This is a genomic window from Flammeovirga aprica JL-4 (assembly GCF_012844305.1).
Classification (GTDB): Bacteria; Bacteroidota; Bacteroidia; order Cytophagales; family Flammeovirgaceae; genus Flammeovirga; species Flammeovirga aprica.
The window spans coordinates 1-20845 of sequence record NZ_JABANE010000003.1 but is presented as its reverse complement, the minus strand read 5'-3'; the positions used below and the strand labels follow the sequence as shown (position 1 = coordinate 20845).

The 20845-nt window shown below is 35.7% G+C and carries 15 protein-coding genes; 11 read left to right on the top strand and 4 right to left on the bottom strand.

The genetic code is table 11. The annotated features are described in order from the left end of the window. Window positions 1-14: 14 nt before the first annotated feature. Both mmuM and HHU12_RS01550 read left to right on the top strand, forming a co-directional pair. Window positions 15-914 carry a homocysteine S-methyltransferase gene (mmuM, locus tag HHU12_RS01555; protein WP_169654384.1) on the top strand — a complete coding sequence of 300 codons (900 nt, stop codon included), beginning with the start codon at window positions 15-17 and terminating at the stop codon, window positions 912-914. A 107-nt stretch (window positions 915-1021) separates the two neighbouring features. Further along, on the top strand, window positions 1022-1852 hold the full coding sequence (locus HHU12_RS01550; RefSeq protein WP_169654383.1) for a hypothetical protein: 831 nt from the start codon (window positions 1022-1024) through the stop codon (window positions 1850-1852). A 170-nt stretch (window positions 1853-2022) separates the two neighbouring features. Here the strand turns inward: HHU12_RS01550 and HHU12_RS01545 are convergent, their stop codons facing one another. Beyond that, window positions 2023-3144, bottom strand: a complete 1122-nt coding sequence (locus HHU12_RS01545) for an MBL fold metallo-hydrolase (RefSeq protein WP_169654382.1) — start codon at window positions 3142-3144, stop codon at window positions 2023-2025. Between the two features lie 650 nt (window positions 3145-3794). Here HHU12_RS01545 and HHU12_RS01540 point away from each other — a divergent pair. The 5 genes from HHU12_RS01540 (at window position 3795) to HHU12_RS01520 (ending at window position 13144) form a co-directional block, all read left to right on the top strand. Next, complete coding sequence (locus HHU12_RS01540; RefSeq protein WP_169654381.1) at window positions 3795-4691, top strand: endonuclease/exonuclease/phosphatase family protein; 897 nt, start codon at window positions 3795-3797, stop codon at window positions 4689-4691. Window positions 4692-4712: 21 nt separating this feature from the next. Continuing rightward, on the top strand, window positions 4713-5750 hold the full coding sequence (locus HHU12_RS01535; RefSeq protein WP_169654380.1) for an endonuclease/exonuclease/phosphatase family protein: 1038 nt from the start codon (window positions 4713-4715) through the stop codon (window positions 5748-5750). Between the two features lie 2 nt (window positions 5751-5752). Next, window positions 5753-8476, top strand: a complete 2724-nt coding sequence (locus HHU12_RS01530) for a TonB-dependent receptor (protein ID WP_169654379.1) — start codon at window positions 5753-5755, stop codon at window positions 8474-8476. Window positions 8477-8577: 101 nt separating this feature from the next. Beyond that, the gene (locus tag HHU12_RS01525; protein ID WP_169654378.1) at window positions 8578-10857 is read left to right on the top strand and encodes a DUF5689 domain-containing protein; all 2280 of its coding nucleotides are present in this window, start codon (window positions 8578-8580) and stop codon (window positions 10855-10857) included. Between the two features lie 124 nt (window positions 10858-10981). After that, on the top strand, window positions 10982-13144 hold the full coding sequence (locus tag HHU12_RS01520) for an endonuclease (RefSeq protein WP_205959743.1): 2163 nt from the start codon (window positions 10982-10984) through the stop codon (window positions 13142-13144). A gap of 134 nt (window positions 13145-13278) precedes the next feature. On the opposite strand, the gene HHU12_RS01515 is transcribed toward HHU12_RS01520, so the two are convergent. Further along, entirely contained in the window at window positions 13279-13686 is a 408-nt protein-coding gene (locus tag HHU12_RS01515) for a hypothetical protein (RefSeq protein ID WP_169654377.1), read from the bottom strand. A gap of 155 nt (window positions 13687-13841) precedes the next feature. Between HHU12_RS01515 and HHU12_RS01510 the strand changes: the two genes are divergently transcribed. Continuing rightward, on the top strand, window positions 13842-14702 hold the full coding sequence (locus tag HHU12_RS01510; protein ID WP_169654376.1) for a LysR family transcriptional regulator: 861 nt from the start codon (window positions 13842-13844) through the stop codon (window positions 14700-14702). Here the strand turns inward: HHU12_RS01510 and HHU12_RS01505 are convergent. Together HHU12_RS01505 and HHU12_RS01500 are read right to left on the bottom strand one after the other, a co-directional pair. Further along, the gene (locus HHU12_RS01505; RefSeq protein WP_169654375.1) at window positions 14697-15599 is read right to left on the bottom strand and encodes a diacylglycerol/lipid kinase family protein; all 903 of its coding nucleotides are present in this window, start codon (window positions 15597-15599) and stop codon (window positions 14697-14699) included. The two genes, HHU12_RS01510 and HHU12_RS01505, sit on opposite strands and share 6 nt — an antisense overlap. A gap of 108 nt (window positions 15600-15707) precedes the next feature. Beyond that, on the bottom strand, window positions 15708-16436 hold the full coding sequence (locus HHU12_RS01500; protein WP_169654374.1) for a metallophosphoesterase: 729 nt from the start codon (window positions 16434-16436) through the stop codon (window positions 15708-15710). Window positions 16437-16721: 285 nt separating this feature from the next. On the opposite strand from HHU12_RS01500, the gene HHU12_RS01495 reads away from it, so the two are divergent. The 3 genes from HHU12_RS01495 to HHU12_RS01485 all read left to right on the top strand — a co-directional run bounded on the left by HHU12_RS01495 (window position 16722) and on the right by HHU12_RS01485 (window position 19981). After that, a complete protein-coding gene (locus tag HHU12_RS01495) occupies window positions 16722-18437 on the top strand; it encodes a SulP family inorganic anion transporter (protein WP_169654373.1) in 1716 nt (571 codons plus the stop codon). Window positions 18438-19009: 572 nt separating this feature from the next. Beyond that, a complete protein-coding gene (locus HHU12_RS01490) occupies window positions 19010-19588 on the top strand; it encodes a TetR/AcrR family transcriptional regulator (protein WP_169654372.1) in 579 nt (192 codons plus the stop codon). A 36-nt stretch (window positions 19589-19624) separates the two neighbouring features. After that, window positions 19625-19981 carry a carboxymuconolactone decarboxylase family protein gene (locus tag HHU12_RS01485; protein ID WP_169654371.1) on the top strand — a complete coding sequence of 119 codons (357 nt, stop codon included), beginning with the start codon at window positions 19625-19627 and terminating at the stop codon, window positions 19979-19981. The last annotated feature ends 864 nt before the right edge of the window (window positions 19982-20845 follow it).

Here is a 20845-nt window from a genome sequence, read left to right as displayed (position 1 = left end):
GAAATTAGAAGAGCTTGATTAATTCCCCACTTATACTCGATGGAGGCCTCTCCAATGCATTGGAACAAGAAGGAGCAGATTTGAATCATCATTTATGGTCAGCAAAACTATTGATAGAACAATCGGAAATGATAGAGAAGGTGCATTATAATTACCTTAGAGCAGGGGCTAGGTGTATCATCACAAGCAGTTATCAGGCAACGATTGATGGATTTTTAAAGGAAGGGAAATCTAACACAGAAAGTATTGAACTATTAAAACAGACGACAGCTTTAGCAGTCAATGCAAAAAATAAATTCCTTCAAGAGCAACCGAAGGAAAAGATTTTTATTGCTGGAAGTATTGGCCCTTATGGTGCTTTTCTGGCAGATGGATCAGAGTATAGAGGCAATTATAATAAGTCAGTTGAAGAATTAGTTGCTTTTCACCAAAAACGTTTTTCAATTATTGATAATACCGCCATTGATTTTCTTGCTTGTGAGACGGTGCCGAGTTTTGATGAAGTAAAAGCAATTGCCACTTTATTAAAATCAGCCAAGCATAAGGGGTGGATCAGCTGTTCTTGCAAGGACGGAATGCACTTGAATGATGGAACACCTATTCGTGAAGTTGCAGAATTTTTGAAAGAAGAAGCTAATGTCTATGCCATGGGAGTGAACTGTACCAAACCTATTTATATCTCATCATTGATCAAAGAAATCAGAAAGGCAAACAAGGAAATAAAAATTGTAGTGTACCCAAATTCCGGTCAGGTGTATCATACAGACACTAAAACATGGTCGGGGATTTCAGATCCTCATCATTGTGGAATGATGGCACAGGAATGGGTGAAACTGGGAGCAGATATTGTGGGCGGATGCTGTCAGATGGGGTATACACACATAAAAGCAATGAGTGAATCCATTACTAAATAAAAGTTGTAAAGTTTGTTATTTTGAGGAAGTAATAGCACTTTATTTTTTAAATTGAAGGAAACTTAAATCGTACTAAATAAATTTTCAATCATATTAATCTAACTAAAATGAAACTTCTAAAATCGAGTGTACTCACTGTCTGTGTATCACTTTTGATGTCACTAACTGTATTTTCTCAAGAGGCAAACAAAACAGTGTATTATAAATCAAAGTACATGAAAAAGGAAACTAAAGCAGAAACTCCTTACTTAAGAAAATTCCAATTGAAAGACAATAAAGTAACGGTTCTACTAGTGAAAGACCATATGCTTTATGAAAAAGTAGTCGTTTATCCTTTCAGTAAATTGAAAAAGGCCGAAGATTTTTATTTCGACAGTTCAAAGAAAAAATATGAAGGTAAATCTTATGAATATACTAGCTATAATCAGGTGAATAAGATTGTTGAGACTGGAATTGAAGTGAAAGGAAAAAGGAAAGTGAATCAAGTAACTTTTAAAGGGGAAGAGTTATTGACTGACGGTTCGGGTATTTTGGAATACGTAGACAAACGCGATCAAACGAAATTCAAAGTGGTGTATAAAAACCACTCCCACGCTTCCAAAGAAAGAGTGCTAACTTCAGGAGATACATTAATGTGGGTAAATAATCAACACCAACGAAGTGAGGCGATTTTTAAGGACGGAATGAAATCTTTATATGAAAAGTTAAATCAAGATATTCATCATAGTGATTTTAAAATTGATGAAACAACAAAGATTTACGTCAAATTCATTGTGGATAGTAACGGTAAAGTGAAAAAAGATCCCCGTCATGAGTACTCTGATGTAGAGACTTACATTCTCAGTAAAGTAGAGCAAGCAGGAGAGTGGAAGCCATGTACGCTCAATAATCAACCGTATGCATCAGACTTGATATTACCATTGACATTTCATAAATAAAAAGAATGAAAAGGGAAGAATGAAGAATTAAGAAAAAATGGTTCGTGTTGAGGTTGATGTGAGGATATGACAACATCTAAATAGCATATCCGCTTAAAGAGAACATCCTAAGGACCACCACACGAACCACCTCTTCATTCTTCATTCTTAATTCTTAATTCTTCCCTCTCTTAATACGCTTCCCACCAGCGGTGTGCCGGATAAGAAACACTGTCATTGACCACAAAGGTTTCCCCGATCTGAGGAGTGGTAATTGGCATTCCCAGGGATTTTGCCGCTTTTGTCACTCTTACCACTGGATCGGTCCATGAGTGCAAGGCGAGCGTAAAAGCTCCCCAGTGAACTGGCATCATTACTTTAGCATTTAAGTCAACGGCTCCTTGTGCAGATTCCTCAGGCATCATATGAATTGCAGCCCATTTATCATTGTATTGACCACATTCCATAAAAGCCAGATCAAAAGGACCGTATTTCTGTCCTATTTCTTTAAAATGATCCGCATAGCCTCCGTCCCCACTGAAATAGATGTTCTCATGCCTTCCCTTTACAATCCATGAGCCCCAAAGCGTTTTATTACGGTCTGACAATCCTCTTCCCGAAAAGTGTCTTGAAGGAGTAAAGACGAATTGAAGGTCTTTGAAACTTTGCGTATCCCACCAGTTCATTTCATGGATTTTTGATTCTGGAACATCCCAAGCTCTGAAATGAGCACCAACACCAAGAGGCACAAAGAACGCACTTACTTTATCTTTCAACTTTTCAATCGATTCATAATCCAGATGATCATAATGATCATGGGAAATGATGACGACGTCAATGTCTGGCATTTCTTCAATTTCAAGAGGAAGGTGCTTGCTGTAGCGTGCTTCACCAAGCCATGGGTGAGGAGCGGCCACTTGACCAAACATTGGGTCTACTAAAATATTTTTGTTATCGATTTCAAGTAAAAAGGCCGAGTGTCCAAACCAAGTTACTTTGGTCAGTGTGTCTTTTTTGATAATGTCTTCGGCAGTGATTTTAATAGGCGGAATATCTTTAGTCGGACGACCGTTCTGAACACCTTCTGCAAACTCTTTAAGTGTTGCCCACAAGTTTGAAAGGCTCATGTCCAAATTTGTATCCACAAGATTAAAAAATTCACCCTCTTTATAGTGTCCTGATTTTTCATATCGGTGGATATCTGCTTCAGAATGCGTGCCGCCAAACTGAGGACTGAATGTTAAGAAACCAAAACCAATGACGATAATAATGCAGATAATGGAGAAAATGAAAAGAAGAAACTTTTTAAGCATAAAGTTTTATTTTGAAAAATTACTTAAAACTATCAATGTTGATAGGCTTTTTGAGAATTGATGTTCATTCACAAGTCAAATCGATTGATTGACTCATAAAAACTGTTACATCATTTTTACAAAGTAGTGGAAAAAGAGGGGATTTCAGAATGAAGGCTTAAAAATTCACAGCTTATGTGAAATCTATGTGAAAAATAGAACCTGAAAAGAGGTGCACATAGTAATATAAATTACAAAATCGGCTTCTTTTAAAGGGTGATGTGTACACTAAAAGTGTAGTATTAGTAAATGTTTGTTTAATAACAATCCTAATTAAACCACTTTTCGTTAACGAAATGTCACATATTTTTAACTTAACAATTGTTTGCTATTAAAATGAAACCAAAATAAAAATTGGTTAAATAATAAAAATATGTAATATAATTTTACAAACACTGTGCAATATACCGAATAACATAGATTAATACCTGTATTACAATTTTAACTTCAACGTGAACTTAAATTGAATTTCATGCTCTTAACAATTCATCTCTTGCTTTTACATTTTTTCACCCACACCTTTGCGATGTCCTCACAATAAATGAGTCGCTAATTGAATTATTAAACTAAATATCGAAATTATTAAACTTCTTCCTATTATATCATCATTATTGGTTGTTGGAAGTGTTTTAAACTCATGCGTAACAGAAGTCAGTTCACCATCGACAACTACTCCTGTTGGCTATGATAACACTTTGGTCGAATGTTTGAACGTTGACGCTTCTGATGCTACATTGGAGGTTTTGACATGGAACATCGAGCATTTTCCTAAACATAATGAAACAGCAGGTTTCGTCAATGCTACCATTTCTGAAAGTGATTATGATCTTTGGGGCGTTCAAGAAATTGAAGGTATCAGCTCATTGAAGCAAGTCCCGCAGGTCAATCCTGATTATTCAGTGTTGATAGATAACGACATCGCTAAGGGGGTAAATAATAATTATCACTTGGCTTATGTTTATAATAACCAAAGATTAGAAGTACTAGAGCGTCAGATTTTATCAGCTGGAGATTTTGAAAGTTATTATTTTCCTAGAAGACCATTGCTTGCGAAATTTTTGAATAAGATCAACGAACAAACATTTTATGTGATCAATATTCACTTGAAATGCTGTAACTATAAGCCTTCTGATAAGGAAAGAAGAGAAGAAGCAAGCAAAAGATTACAAAAGTATATTGATTCTAACTTGAGCAACGAGCGCGTAATTGTGTTAGGTGACTTTAATGAAGAAATTTATCCTGCCTCGTCATCGTCTTTTAATAATTTCATAGAAGACAGCGGGAATTACGCTTTTTCAACCACGGATCAAGCCGAAAGTGAAAATTCATTAGACAAATCTTATCCTAATTGGGGCCCTATTGGGAGCCATATTGACCACATATTAATGACTAATGAATGGTTTAATCAATTTCAGAAATCCTATACATTATCGCTGGACCAATGTTCTAAGTACTTTGATGCCAAAGTAAGTGATCACAGACCAGTGATGACGGTATTTAGGAATTGATTCTGTTTATACTAAACAATTATGAAACAACTTACCATCCTCTTATTTTTTATCACATTTCCTCTAATTCTCCAGGCACAGAAAAACGACTACAAAGTGTATTCAGTGGCGTTTTACAATATGGAGAACCTGTTTGATACCTTGCATGATGAAGGTAAAAACGACTATCAGTACCTTCCGGACGGCGACTACAAATGGACAGGAAGAAAGTACTTGGAAAAGCAGGAAAAAATGTCGACCATCATTGCTAAACTTGGTTTGGACAAAACAAAACAGGCTCCTTTGGTAGTGGGTTTGGCGGAAATTGAGAATAGAAATGTTCTTGAAGATTTAGTCAAAACGCCTAGCCTGAAAGGAGAAAACTACGGTATTGCACATATTGAAGGTCCTGATAAAAGGGGTGTAGATGTGGCATTGATTTATAAGAAAGATCTTCTGAAAGTCAATAAAGTATCAGCAAGAGATCTTAGAATCAAAGAAACTTATGCGGGTGATAACTGGGAGTTCAAATCCAGAAATCAATTGATCGTGGAAGCAGAACTGGAGGGTGAGCCTCTTGTATTCCTTGTAAATCACTGGCCTTCACGAAGAGCAAAATCTCCTTATAGAGAAGCCGCTGGAGCGTTGCAACGTAGTATCATTGACTCATTAAGAAATGAACATCCGGGTATTAAGTGTATCACAATGGGTGATTTCAATGATGATCCTACCAACAAATCTATCAAAAATGAATTGGGTGCTGTAGGGGATATTAAGAATTTGACAGAAGAGTCATACTTATACAATCCTTTCTACAAAATGTATAAAAAAGGCTTGGGTACTTTAGGATACAGAGACAGCTGGAACTTATTTGATCAAATTATTTTCACCAAAGAGTTCACGAAAGTAAACAACGGCTGGTTTTTCTGGAAAGCTGAAATCTGCAGTTATCCTGAGCTAAAAAATAAAGAAGGAAGATATAAAGGATATCCTTTCAGATCTACATCAGGAGGCTATTCTGATCACTTTCCAGTAGTAATTTATTTATTAAAACAAGCAAATTCCAACTCCTCGAAATAATAATGAAACACTTTTTTACTTTACTTCTAATGAGTTTTGCTGCAGCGGCTTTCGCGCAGGGAAATTTCATTAAAGGGACCGTATTGTCTGGAGAAACTGACATCCCAATGGTGGCAATACAAGTGGAGGTCAACGGCAGCAAGTTTCTGACCAACGATAAAGGTATTTTTTCTATTCCTACTGAAATAGTTAGTGAAGGAACACAAGTCCATATTTTACAGGACGGCTACTATCAGGTAGATGCTCTTTTGGAAGACAATATGGTGATTAAATTATTTGCTGAAACAGATGAGGCAAGTACTATCGCATTGTCATTGACAGATTTAGACATGGATGATGATGACTCTCAGTCCACTCCAGGTTTATTATTCTCTTCTGGAGACGCATACAGCTCAATTGCGGGTTTTGCATGGGGACCATACTGGTTCAGACAAAGAGGTTACAACTCAAGCTATATGAAAGTTTATTTCGATGGTATTGATATGGCTTCACCAGAAAGGGGTTATGCTTCATGGTCGCTTTGGGGCGGTCTGAATGATGTAATCAGAAACAAAGAGGTAACAACTTCTACACAGCCTATCGATTTTGATTTTGGTGATGTAGGTGGTTCAACGAATATTTTATCCGATCCTTCAAGCCAAAAACCAGGTTACAAGGCCGTTTACTCATTAGGTAACGGTAACTACAACCACCGTTTAATGCTTACTTACAGCACAGGATTGCTAGACAATGGCTGGGCATTTACAGTGTCAGGTTCAAGAAGATGGGCACAGGAAAGCTATGCAGAAGGTACTTTCTATGATGCTTGGGCAGGTTTTGTAAGTGCTGAAAAAAGATTCAGTGACAAACACAAAATGGTGTTTACAGCATTTGTAGCTCCAAGAACGGTTGGACAGCAAATGGCAACTACAAAAGAAGCATATGAGTTGAAAGGTACTAATTACTACAACCCTACATGGGGCTGGCAAGATGGTAAGAAGCGTAACTCACGTCAGAAATCTCAAATCAATCCACAGTTTATTGTAAAAGATACTTGGAAAATCAGTGACAAGCTGACATTGAGAACTTCAGCAGGGTACCAAATGGGTAAAGAGAAAAGAACAGCATTAAACTGGTACGATGCGCCAGATCCTCGTCCTGATTACTACCGTTATATGCCATCATTCTTCTATAATGAAGGAACAGATGCAGGTGATTTGATCGGTGACAGAGTAACTGAATTATGGCAGAACGGTACATTTGGTCAAGTAAACTGGGATCATATGTACAATGTAAACCGCAACAGCCCTTCTACGGTACCTGTAGACTGGAGAAATCCTGACGGTGAGCAATACTCAGGAAGCAGATCGCATTATATCATTGAAGGAAGACACAACGATTATCACAGAATTGATGTGAACCCTACTTTAATGTTCAAACCAACTGAAACATTAGACATCATCACTGGTGTGCAATTACAATACTACCAATCCAACAACTACAATACAGTAGAGGACCTTTTAGGCGGTGATTTCTGGTTAGACATTGACAACTTCGCAGACAGAGACTTCGTGGAGCGTGAAAAATCAATCAACAACCTAAACGATTCTACTTGGATCAGAGGTCAAGGTGATAGAATTGGTCACGATTACACAGCACATATCCAAACTGCAGGATGGTGGGGTCAAGTGAAAAAGAGCTTCAAGAAAGGATCTGTATACGTAGGCGGTAACGTAACACACACAAGCATGTACAGAGACAGCCACAGAAGAAAAGGTTTATTCCCTGATAACTCTTTCGGAAAATCAGAAGTATTAAGCTTCTTGGATTTTGGTGTGAAAGCAGGTGGTGAGTACTTCCTGAACGGTAGAAACGTATTGACAGTAAACGGTACGGCTTATACAAAAGCACCTTACTTCATGGACTCTTTCCTTTCATTAAGAACACGTAATGAAACAGTAGACGGACTTACTTCTTCTAAAGTATTATCAGGTGATGTAAACTACTACTACAGAGGTGAAAGATTCAAAGTAAGAGCAACTGGATTCTACACTCAGATTTCAGACCTTTCAAAAGTGATTTCATACTTTGACGACGGACACAATGCTTTTATGAACTATGCATTGACAGGCATGGGACAAACACATACAGGTATTGAATTAGGTGCTTCATACAACATTACAGATGAATTAAGATTAAGAGGTGCGGCAACTTACGCTTCTTACTTATACAGTGCTAACCCTAGAGCAACAGCTACAGTAGACAACAATTCAGAAGTATTGATTGAAAACGAGAAAGTATTTTTCAATGGCCGTCACGTAGGTGGTTCGCCAGAGATTGCAGGAACAATTGGTTTAGAATACTGGTCAAAAGATTACTGGAATGTAGGTTTCCAAGTGAACTTCTTAGGCGACCGTTATGTAACGCTTAACCCTGTTCGCTACACAGACAGAGCAGTAGAAGGTGTAGATAAAGGTACAGATGAATACAACGAAATCTTGCATCAAGAAAAGATGGATGATGCCTTTACGGTAGACTTCTTCGCTGGTAAGAGCTGGAAAATCGACAACAAATTGATCCGCTTGAACTTGAACGTGAACAATGCTTTAAACAATACAAACATTGCTACAACAGGTTTCCAACAGTATCGTTATGATTTCCAGGGACAGAATCCTGAGAAATTCCCTAACAAATATTATTACGCTCAAGGAATCAGAGCTTTCTTAAACTTAAGCTTGACCTTCTAAAGTCAAAAAATATTGAGGTGCCCTTCGGGGTGCCTGCTCAATATACATTTCCTAATTTTTTCTAATAATTAAACAGCATTTCATTAAACTTTTTTACCACAATGAAAACGCAAACAATCAACAAAGTTTTACAATTTTTATTAATTGGTAGCTTTATTTCAACAGCCTTTTTCGGTTGTACAAAAGAAGACGAAATTGATGGTCCAGGTACTGATCCTGAAGTGCCAGGTGAAGTGGAAGTTAACAGTAGCATTTCTGAAATTTTAGCAATGTATGCTGAAAAAAAACAGAACGAAGATGATTTCTTCGAGGTGACAGAAGAAATGACCTTTACAGGTACAGTAATTTCATCTGATGAAGCTAGAAACGTTAGAAACTATATCACTGTACAAGATGAAAATGGCAAAGGTATCCAAGTGAAAATTTATCAGGATAACATTTATCAATCATTCCCTCAAGGCCGACAAGTACTTGTAAAAGCTCAAGGAATGTATGTTGGTAACTATGGTGGTTTAGTGCAATTAGGTGGACTATACAATGATGGGTTTGGTAGCTTGGACGCAGAACTTGTTCCTGATCATATTACTTTAGTTGAAGGCGAAGTTTCAATGCCAACACCAACAGCACTTGATTTAGCTGCTGAAAACATTGAAGATCTATATAATACATTAGTAAAGGTTTCAGGTGTACAATTCGTAGAGGAGGGAGTAACTTTCTCGGAAGCTGATTTTGATACAAACTTAGATCTTGTGAATAAGGATGGTAAAAAAATTATTTTAAGAACATCTAAATCATCACACTTTGCTGCTGATACTATTCCTTCAAAAAGCGGTGATATAACAGCTATTTTAACAGGTTTTCGTGGTGCTTCACAATTAACTTTAGTTTCTAAAGATGACTTACAGTTTAATGCTGATCGTTTTGAAGTTGAAATAAAATTAGATGGTGAAGGTACCTTAGAAAAACCTTACAGTGTAGAAGATGCAATTCAACTTCAAGGTTTAGGTGAAGAAGGATGGGTTGTTGGTTATATCGTAGGTTATATTCCAAACTCAGATTCTTTCCAACCAGGTACTGATGGTGCTACTGCATTTAGTATTGCAATTGCAACTAGTGAAGATGAAACAGCAAAAGAAAAGGTCCTTGCAGTAAGATTAACGGGTCATGGTTATATCCAAGACAACTTAAACTTATCTGATAATCCATCAAATCATAAACAAAAAGTTTGGATCAAAGGTGCAATCAAAAATTACCACTCAATGCAAGGTTTAAGAGATTTGATTTCTTATTCAGTTGATGGAGTAAATGAAGTGGAGCCAGACCCTGATTATGATGGCGAAGGTGATGATATCAATGGTGCAGAAATGACTGCTACTTCCATTAACTTTTCTACATACAATGTTGCTTCTTTCTCTGCTTGGGAAACTAAAGATCAAAGTGCTTTCATTAATGCTTACGGTAAAGGTAAATCTGAGGCTTGGATGATCTCTAAGGAGAAGTTGACACTTGAAGGAACGGAGTTTGAAACACCAAGATTAGTAGTATCTGAAATGTTTAAATATTTCTCTGAAATTGGTCACGTTCAAATCTTATTATCTTCTGATTATACAGGTACAGGTAACCCTAATGTTGCAACATGGACAGCAGCAACTTTTGATGAAGTAAGAAACGAAGGGAATGATGTAGAGAACACATTAAATATTTCTTTCTCAGGTCAACAATATGTAGCTTTCAAATACACATCTGTTGATGGGACATCAGGAGGTTCAATGCAATGGTTAGTAAAATCTGTAGCTGTAAAAGAAAAAGAAGGTGAGGAGCCAATTGATCCTGAATTATCTCCAGGTGTAAACTTAGGTGATAAAACGGTAAGTGGTTTTTCTGATTTAATTTTCTCAGAATATGTTGAAGGTTCATCAAATAATAAATATTTAGAGATTTTCAATGGTACCGGTGCTGATGTTGATTTATCAGAGTACTCTATTAAAATTATGTCAAATGCCAACTTAGAGTGGGGTACTACTACAACTTTAGAAGGTACCTTGCCTAATGGTGCAACATTTGTGATTGCTCACAATCAAGCAGTACTTGAATTACCTGCAGGTGTTAGTGTATTCGAAAGTGGTAATGCAGTAAACTTCAATGGAGATGACAGAGTAGCGATCTTCAAAGGTGATACTGAAATTGATAGAATTGGTTTTATTGATCTAACAAACCCTGAATCTCCTGTAAGAGTAAACTTTGGTAAAGATGTAACTTTCCAAAGAAACGGAGAGGTTAGAGCAGGAGTTGTTGGTGACAATGACCCAAGAGAAAATGGTCAATGGACTGCATTAGATAAAGATGACGTATCTGGTTTAGGTTCACATACAGTAAACTAATCCACTGATATTATCCTCACAAAAGCTCGCAACTTTTGTGGGGAACAAAACTAAAAAACTCCAACACGAGCGTTACAAAGTGCATGGAGTCCAAAATCCTCTAAATTTCATATTAACTAATTCGATGAAACAGTTTATTTTCAATAAATCTTTTATCACGCTTTTTCTTGGCGTATTAATTTTCGGTTGTGTAGACAGGAACTACAATGACCCAGAAAATAAAGAAATCTCTCCAATTCCAGAAGGTAGTGCTACTATCACAATTGGAGAGTTAAAAGCAATGCATTCAGGAAGAGATAACGATACGACTTCTATACCTGAAAATACAGTAATTGTTGGTCAAGTAATTTCTGATGATGAAGCGGGTAACATTTATAAAGAGCTTTATCTAAAAGATGCTACAGGCGGTATACTTATCCGTTTAGACAAATCGCCTTTATATCCTACTTTCAGGTATGGTCAACAAGTAGGAATTATTTGTGATGATTTAGTTTTAGGTTCTTATGGTGGAAATGTTCAATTAGGTATCCCTAGTCTTTATAAAGGTTCTCCAGCGGCAGGTCGTGTACCAGGTCCTTTGATGGAGCAATATATGTTTACTGGGACAATTGATTCAGTTGAAGCTATTACAGCAACAGTAAAAGAAATACAAGAAGATCTTTCTACTTATTTAGGTAGAAAAGTAAGAATAGATCAAATCGAATCAGCGGATAGTGAAGGTACTACTTATGCTGATGCTGAGAATGAAAAAACAAAAAATAGGAACTTCAATGATGGGACTTCTTCTAGTAATATCACCTTAAGAAGCAGTGGTTTCTCTGATTTTGCAGGTGCTGTAATGCCAAGTGGTAAGGGGACAATGTATGCAATTGTTGGTACTTTTAATGGTTCACCTCAGTTGCTTATCAATAACCCAAAAACTGATATGGTTAACTTTGGAGAACCAGTAGAAGGAAATGTTTATTTAGAAGAGAAGTTTGAGGAAGTAACTGAAGGTGAACTTTCAATAGAGGGGTGGACAAATAGTAATGAACAAGGAACTGTAAAGTGGAAAGTAGAAGGTGACGGCAACGGCAATAAATATGCTTATGCTAACGCCTATCAATCAAATGATGCTGTTTCTGAAGCTTGGATGGTACTACCTACTATCAATGAGAGTAATTTACAATTATCATTCCGTGCAGCGGCAGGTTTCTTTGTAGAAGATCACCTGGATGTATTAAGAGTAAAAGTATCCACAAATTACAATAACTCTATTTCAGTGGCGACGTGGGAGGATGTTACTGATCAAGCAAACTTACCTGTTTTTGGTAATCGTGATGGTGATTGGTGGGATTGGAAAGAGTCTAAAATTGACTTATCTTCTTTCTCTGGTAACGTGACAATTGCATTTGTATACTACGGAAGCAACACTAATTCGACAAAGGTAGAAATCGACAATATTGTTGTCACTGATGTTGACGATACAACAACAGATCCTGATAATGGCGATTATTATGATAAGGCTAATGGTAAAGAAGGTTTTTCATTGAAAACAGCTTTATCAGAAATTATCAGTGCAAATCATACAGATATTAGTTACGGTGGTCTTTGGACATTATACCACACATCAGATGATAAATATCAAAAATCAGAAACTATTTGGGATATGTACAGTGATATTCCTGACCCAGAAAATCCTTCAGTACCTGACGGGGCTCAGCCTGGCGAATATGAATATACAATTACAGATGATCAGTGTGGAAATTCAGGAAGTGGAGAGGGTTATTGTTATAACAGAGAGCACGTAATGCCTCAAAGCTGGTTTGACAAAGAATATCCAATGAGAACAGATGCACATCATATCGTTCCTACAGATGCTTATGTAAACACAATGAGATCAAACAACCCTCACGGAGAAGTAGCTACATCTACATGGACATCAAAAAATGGTTCAAAACTAGGTTCAGGTACTTCAGCATCAGGTTATACAGGAAAAGTATTTGAGCCTATCGATGAGTACAAAGGTGATTTTGCAAGAATGTATTTATATATGGCCACTCGTTATGAAGACCAAATTGGTTCATGGGTAAATAATGGTCAAGCAGGAACTGTATTGGATGGTTCTTCAGACAAAGTATATAAAGAATGGTTCTTGACATTAATGCTAAAATGGCACAACAATGATCCAGTATCATTCAAAGAAATTGATAGAAACGAGCAGATCTTTGAAAGACAAGGGAACAGAAACCCATTCATTGATCATCCAGAATATGCCAACATGATTTGGGGAAATTCGGTAAACTAAATAATTGAATCTTACGATTTTTTTACAACTACCTAATAATATAAACCAAACATGTTAAAGATCTAATTATTAGAGGACTGTTGGTTTAGAGACTTACTCCACGTGGAGTAAGTCTCTTTTTATTTCATTAAAAATTACCCAGCATAAAAATGCAGATCACCTCTATCAAAACGAATACTACCTAATCCGCCTTCTTGAATAATTTCTCTAAACATTTCAATTACAATCTCATATCTATTGTCTATACTATCTTCAGGATAGACCAATGAGATGGAGAAGAAATCATCATTGTTTTGGAAAGCTTTGACAAAGAATACATCAATTTTAGCCTTATCCAAAACATCAATTTCAGCATTGTCCAGCAGTTTCTTTTGCCAGTGAATAATCTCACTTCTTAAAAGACCTAACTGTTCTCTTGTACTGTTATACTTCGAAAAGGAGTTTCTATAAATTGAATTATAATCATATTTATAACCTATTTTCTGAAGTAATAATTTGATGGATTGCTCATCGTTTCTAAGATAAAAATAGATGTATTTCATAACAGCTTTGCGTATGCAATGATTAATAATTTTTTATTTCTTGAATTCAATAGTTTAGCTTAATGCTCTACCTCTGAATACATTACAAATATACAAGCTTGTATTTTATCGTGGAAATAGTTTAATTCGATTATAATAATCTAAAATTCCGATTTATGAATTTGCAGTTTGTCAAATATTTCGTCGCACTTGCCAATACATTAAACTTCACGAAAGCTTCTGAACAGGTGTTTGTAGTGCAATCCACATTTTCCGCAGGAATAAAAAAGCTAGAGGAACATTTTGGAGTAAAGCTTTTTGAAAGAGATAAAAGGAATGTACAGCTGACGTCGGAAGGGGAGTTGTTTCTACCGAAAGCTATGGAGTTATTGAAGCTTTGGAATGATATTGAAATTAGTTTTGAAGTGAAAGAGGACGAACCTATTCTGCTTAGTTTTGTTCAGAATATTTTACTGGACGCGATTTTAGAATCCATCAATCAATACAAAATTACTTATCCTTTTTCTGAGGTGAATATCGTAGAGAAAAAGGATGCAGAGTTACTTCAATTGCTTTTAAATGAACAATTAGATGTGTTGTTTGTAGACTATGAAATAGAACATGAAAATATAGATTTTCAGTTTATCACTATTGAGAAATTAGTATTTGCTATTAATGATAAGCACCCTTTGTCCAATAAAAAAAGTATTCCACTTTCAGTATTGAGCGAGGAACCATTTATAGAAAGAAGTTTTTGTGCGATGTATGATGAATTGACGGAAAAACTAAAGGAAATGAACGTCAAACCCAAAAAGGTATTTACAGCACCTAACAATGGTACAGTGTCTACTTTAGTGGCTTCCGGTATGGGAATTTCTTTAATGCCTATGCCTACTTTTAAAACCGAAAATGTGGTGTATCTGCCCATAGAAGATGCACCAATCACTAGAGATATTTATTTGGCGTGGAATAAAGACCTCATTAAAAGGAAGCATACGGTCAAGAACTTTATTGATACTTGTGTGAAGAATTTATAAGTCGTGAAGCAGTTGATTATTTCCGTTCGTGATATAATTTATGGCACCTGAAAGAATCTCAATTTCCAGTTTGCTTTCTTTGCCAATAACTTCACCATCCAATTGCAATAACTGAGGCTGATCAAAGTGAATTGTAGCTTTTTCAGCACTATAAACATTGCCGTTGGTGTCCTCCAAGAAACTCTCATCAAATTTAGAAAGGCCTACAATAATCAGGTCTTCGAAATTCATTTCAGGGATCGCTACTAATTCAAATTTACCATCAAAAGGATTACTGATGCTGTTGAGAGGCACACCCGTTCCAAATTTACGAGCATTGCAAATAGCCATCATAATACCCGTTTCTTCATAGAGTTTTCCATCAATCTCAATCTTATAATCGATGATTTTCTTTTCCTTAAGTTGTTCTATGAAGTACTTGAAATAAGTAGTCATCCCACGGTTAGGATCACTAGAGTAACCCTTTACAATCTGTGCATTGACCCCAACATCACCAATATGAAGACAATAATGCTCTTGATTGACTTTCAAAAGATCTAGGCCTACGATCATGTCAGACATGATAATATCTCTCAAAGCCTGCATTGGTTCATCACTCACAAAAAGCTCTACTGCCATACCGTTTGCAGAACCTAAAGGGATGATTCCCATTGGAATACCTGTGTCTAAAAGGGCAATGGAGGTGAAAAGGGTAGTACCATCACCGCCAATTGAAGCTACTTTGGTAGGCTGAAACGCTTTTACTACTTTCTGAAGATTTTCAAGGTCATTCTTTCCAGTGGTTTTAAAAACTTCATACTGAATACTGTAATGATCTAAAAATTGTGAAGCCTCGTTTAAAAAAGGTTCTTTATCAATATCTCCTGAAATAGGGTTAACGACAAGTAAAAGTTTCATTAGGGCAATTATGATTTAATGATGGAGTGAAGCAATCATACAATAAGCATTCTAATTGAATGATCGACTTAGACAAACTTAAGCATCTATTTTCCGAAAACCAACGTCTTATATTTGATCTCTGTTTTTTACATAAATTAATTCAGAAGTATCAAGGTTTAGACAAGTAAGATATCCTTGGTTTTCACGTTGTTCAGCTGTTGTAGCTTTATGATAAGCACAGCCAGTATCTAAATTGATAAAACGACTTCCTTCATCAATCATTTTTTGCGTTTGAGCAAGATCAATAGGGGTATGACCATGTACCACTTTTCTTTTTTTCAACATCTTCTGAGGTGTTGTAGGATAGGGTTTTCGGATGGTCAACATGCTTTCATAATCCTTCTTCGGTTTTTCAGCTTCAAAATTAAAACCAGCATGTACAAAGTGGTAATCTTCTATCTGAATATGGATAGGCAACGTTTTCAAGAAGGACTTATTTTTGAAATAAAGCATTTCATCTTCATTCAATAAGACTTTTTCTCCTTTGGTCACTTTAGCTACAAAACGGAAAAAAGTATGTTTATAACTGTGCTGTTTCTTAATTAACCCATCTTCATGATTTCCCATAATCGGGTAAATATGAAAACCGTTATCTCTCAATTTCTGTATATAATCAATTACTTTCTGGCTGTCAGGGCCCTTATGGATATAATCTCCCAATAGGAAAACAATATCATTTTTCGTAATCTGAATTTTCTCTTGAAGAAGATTTTCAAAAGTTTTGAAACATCCATGGATATCGCCAATGGCAAACCTTCTAACGTATTGATCGGTGTTTAACTTAATCGATTTCAAAATAAAAGATAAAAGATGACTGAAAAATCAAATATAATTCTTTATAAAAAAAATACCACTGTATATTTGTAATGTGATAGAATTGAGTTGATAATGAGAAAGTTAATTTAAAGTTATCAACAATATTCACAGCTATTCACACCGCTATGTTGATAACTGTTAGATTATATTTATAAATTATTGAATAATTTTACGATTTGTGATAGATTGTTCACAATTAAGCTTGTGTCAATTGATTATTCAACTTTCGGTGTTAATAACTACTTATTGTAAAAATTGAAGAAGATGACAAACAATCCATTAAGTATATTCTCATTAATTAAAAGTTATAAGAAAGAATACATTTCAGGTGATTTGTCAGCGGGGTTTGCAACGGGCGTTTTACTGATTCCTCAAGGTATGGCTTATGCCGTCATTGCTGGATTGCCTGTACAATATGGATTGTATGCCTCATTGATGGCACCTTTATTATATTTTCTTTTCGGTTCATCCAAAAAACTGATCATTGGACCGGCCGCTTTAGATTCCATGCTTTTGGCCTCAGGCCTCTTAGGGTTAGGAATCTTAACGACTTCGCCTAATTATGTCAATACCATTCTTGTTGTAGTTTTTCTATCCGGTATTTTTCAGGTGATAGCAGGCTATCTACGATTAGGCTTTATTGCCAACTTTTTCTCGGCTCCATTATTAAAAGGATTTACAACGGCGGCTGCATTGTTGATTGCATTCAGTCAGTTGAAAAATATATTCAGAATTTCACCCGAACCGTCAAAATACCTGCATCAGGAGATCTTAAGCTATGTTTCTCAGATGTCGAGTATTCATTGGGTCTCTGCGGCAATCGGGATAGGCACAGTGGTGATTATTTCACTATTGAAGAAAACTAAATTCAGTAAGTTAGGAACACCCATCATCGTAATTTTAGGTATTGTAATGAGCCTTTCCTTTGATTTTGAGGCTTTGGGAATTGCCGTTGTGGGTACTATTCCATCAGGTTTGCCTACCTTTATTTTACCTGATTTTACAGCCGTAGTTTATACCGATGTGATTCCGCTGGCCCTTGTGGTAGCCATTATTGGTTTTACTGTATCAAACAGCATTATTAAATCTATTGATGATCCAAAACAACCTATTGATCCCAATAGAGAGTTTGTGGCATTAGGTTTAGCCAATAGTATAGGAGCCTTATTTGGAGGTTATCAAGCGAGCTCGTCTTTCTCAAGGACTGCAATTAATGCGTCTTCTGGTGCAAATACAAGAGCTTCTAACCTTGTATCTACCTTGATGATTGCCTTAGTATTATTATTCTTCACTGATATATTTTACTACCTCCCTAAACCCATTTTAGGAGCAATAATCATCGCCGCTACACCAAGCCTTTTAAGTTTCGATTATTTCAAGAAATATTACCAAGTAAAGAAAAGAGAATTCTTTGTGATGTTGATCACGTTCTTGACCACCATGGAATTTGGAGTAATCGTTGGTTTGCTGACAGGAGTGAGTGTCTCAATGGCGGTATTTATGTACCACACTTTGTATCCTCATATTGCCATTCTTGGTAAGATTGAAGGGACAAAGATCCATAGAAATGTACTACGTTTTGCCACAGCTAAAGAACGTGAGGGTACAATGATTGTAAGAATTGATGCTCCTTTGTATTTCAGTAATATCAAATATGTGATGGAAACTATCAATCGTTGGGCAAGTGAAAGGGATGACCTTCATACTGTGGTGATCAAGGCAGAGAGTATCAACTATATTGATGTGACAGCCTTGAATGAATTAGAACTTCAGATTGATAAATTCAACGATCAAAACATCAAAGTATATTTTGCAACTGTAGTGGGACCTGTTCGTGATCTTTTATTCAAAATGAATATTGTTCAGAAGCTAGGAGGCCGTCAGTTATTCGCTAACCTTTATGATGTGATGCAGTTCTTGGATGATAAAGAAAACTATTCTTTCAGGAATAAGCAGATTGCCAACCAAAGCGTAGAATAAAGTTCAATTTCATCTGCTGAATTTGTGAATGAGGTAGTGACTTCTTACATCATAACATTGATTTTAATATCAAATTGATGTCTTTTCTAAAATCATCTTACATACACAATGTTAGCGAATTATAGCTCATTTTTAACAGAAGTATTTTATTCCTTATGTAAGTAGCGTAGTTATGGTATTAATTCATTATATTACAGTAACTCGCATATATAAACTTACTTACGAAATGAAAAAAATCTCGAAATATTACATAGCACTGATATTTTCATTGATTGGTGTTTTTGTTTTATCGTATGTTGTTATTCCTGAGATCTTCGTTTTAAAAATCTATGCTACAATTTTATTAGGCGTTTGCTTACTGAATTGTTTGGTAATTCCATTTAAAATTTATTCGATTAAACACGAAGACAAAAGAGAAATACAGTTGTGACTCAAATTTTTGGCATAAGTACCAAAACATTTTACAAGAAATAATGTTTTGGTATTTAGATCGCCAAAAATTTTTTATGCAATATTTGACCTTAGGGTCAATTAGACTAACTTTGTAATCTTAATAATTCATTTTCCCTTATATGGCAGGTAGACCCAGAATTTTCGATCAGGGTGAATTGCTTTCACAAACCATACATTTATTTTGGAAAAATGGTTTCGAAGCAACCACCACTAATGATCTTCTCAAAGAAGTAAACTTAAATAAAGGAAGTCTTTATAATGTTTTCAAGAGCAAGAAAGAACTGTTTAAAGCAGGTCTGACGCAAATGGAACAAGGAGGTTTGGAACGTCTTGAGCAAAGAATGCAAGAGAGTACACAACCAATAGAAGATATCAAAGCATTGTTTTATGATATGGTTGATGCCTCATTTGATGAACACTGTAAAGGATGTATTTTGGGGAATTCGATCATTGAGTTTACAGGAAAAGACGAAGAGTTAAAAGCATTGGCTATTCAATACCTCCAACGTTTTGAAAGTATTTTACAAAGTACCCTTCAAAGAGCACAAACTGAAGGTTTGATCACCTCCACACATTCACCTGCATTACTTTCCAGACACCTGATCAATTTCTGGAATGGAATTAATGTCACAAGAAGGGTTTATGCTGAAAAAGATGAATTAAAAGAATTGATAGATCTGAATCTCAGCTTTATCTAAGAGTATCAAAAAGACACACTAACAAACTAAACATACATGAACATTTTAGAAGAATACAGAGATAAAAGAGCATCACTCAACGAAAAAGTGATTAAAAACTCTGACAAAGTCATCAAAAGAATCTATAGCCTCGATACAATCACTTACGCTGAAGGGGCATTGGATGAAAAGACCAAAGAGATGATCGGTCTAACAACGTCATTAGTATTAAGATGTGATGACTGTGTAAAGTATCACTTAGAAAAATGCGTAGAGTTGGGCTATTCCAAGATGCAGATCGTAGAAGGAATGGGTGTAGCCAATGTAGTAGGAGGTACCATCGTCATTCCTCACTTAAGAAGAGCCATGGAGTACCTTGATGCTTTGTTCGAAGAAAAAGAAAGTCAAGAATAAAAGAAAAATACCATTCAATTTCTCTATATATACTAAGCCCATAATTTTTTGTGGGCTTTTTTCTTACCTCTCTGTTTTGTAGGAGGGTGTGATCATAAAATTTTTTTGAAAGTATTACTAAAGATTCGTAATGAGATACAATTGAAAAACAATATTATTTCCTTTCAATAACATTATGCTCAATTTAGTATAGTACCCCTTTTGAGAAACATAAATCGTAGTTTTTTATAGTAGAATCACTATTTAAAAATTACTTGTACCCTCTGATAAAAATTAAAAAAAGAGGACTACGTAAAATTGTAGTATTTTTGATGTATTAATGCAATCCAGTTTTTTTCTTATTCAAATAATGACCAATTATCATTAAAGTGATGATGAGTTATTACCATTATGTATGAAATGAATGAGCATAATTATGAAGTACTAGGACAGAGGAAAATAAATGTTTCGTGCACCTTCAGTCATGGTACACAATATTTTATCCGTTTACCTTAAGTACATTGTAAACTGAGTTTTTGAATAATTACAGTATTTAGAAATCAGGAGATTTCTGTTGATCTGCAGGACACGAATGACGCTAACGCTTAACATTCGCGCCAGTAGGCTTTCTACCTTATTAGTTTGGTAGTACAACCCTCGGCCTTGAAGGGAAAAGCGTTAAGAATTTCATGTATTGAGCCGTTAAAAATGATTTTCTTGTTTGAGCAGAGCGAGTTTAAAATCATTTAGGCAAGAGGAATGAAATTTAGCTTTTGACTTCTAAGCCTTGAATTTTTTGCTTCGTTTTTGTTTCAAGACAAAACCTTAGATTTATAGTGTTGTATTTATCTAAGATGGTAAATTGCTTTTTAAAACTAGGGTAAA

Excerpts from the sequence above, each read along its gene's own strand:
- HHU12_RS01515 (WP_169654377.1), bottom strand. The coding sequence starts at position 13,686 with ATGAAATACATCTATTTTTATCTTAGAAACGATGAGCAATCCATCAAA.
- HHU12_RS01535 (WP_169654380.1), top strand. The coding sequence starts at position 4,713 with ATGAAACAACTTACCATCCTCTTATTTTTTATCACATTTCCTCTAATT.
- HHU12_RS01550 (WP_169654383.1), top strand. The coding sequence starts at position 1,022 with ATGAAACTTCTAAAATCGAGTGTACTCACTGTCTGTGTATCACTTTTG.
- HHU12_RS01525 (WP_169654378.1), top strand. The coding sequence starts at position 8,578 with ATGAAAACGCAAACAATCAACAAAGTTTTACAATTTTTATTAATTGGT.
- HHU12_RS01495 (WP_169654373.1), top strand. The coding sequence starts at position 16,722 with ATGACAAACAATCCATTAAGTATATTCTCATTAATTAAAAGTTATAAG.
- HHU12_RS01545 (WP_169654382.1), bottom strand. The coding sequence starts at position 3,144 with ATGCTTAAAAAGTTTCTTCTTTTCATTTTCTCCATTATCTGCATTATT.
- HHU12_RS01510 (WP_169654376.1), top strand. The coding sequence starts at position 13,842 with ATGAATTTGCAGTTTGTCAAATATTTCGTCGCACTTGCCAATACATTA.
- HHU12_RS01485 (WP_169654371.1), top strand. The coding sequence starts at position 19,625 with ATGAACATTTTAGAAGAATACAGAGATAAAAGAGCATCACTCAACGAA.
- HHU12_RS01505 (WP_169654375.1), bottom strand. The coding sequence starts at position 15,599 with ATGAAACTTTTACTTGTCGTTAACCCTATTTCAGGAGATATTGATAAA.
- HHU12_RS01530 (WP_169654379.1), top strand. The coding sequence starts at position 5,753 with ATGAAACACTTTTTTACTTTACTTCTAATGAGTTTTGCTGCAGCGGCT.
- HHU12_RS01490 (WP_169654372.1), top strand. The coding sequence starts at position 19,010 with ATGGCAGGTAGACCCAGAATTTTCGATCAGGGTGAATTGCTTTCACAA.
- HHU12_RS01520 (WP_205959743.1), top strand. The coding sequence starts at position 10,982 with ATGAAACAGTTTATTTTCAATAAATCTTTTATCACGCTTTTTCTTGGC.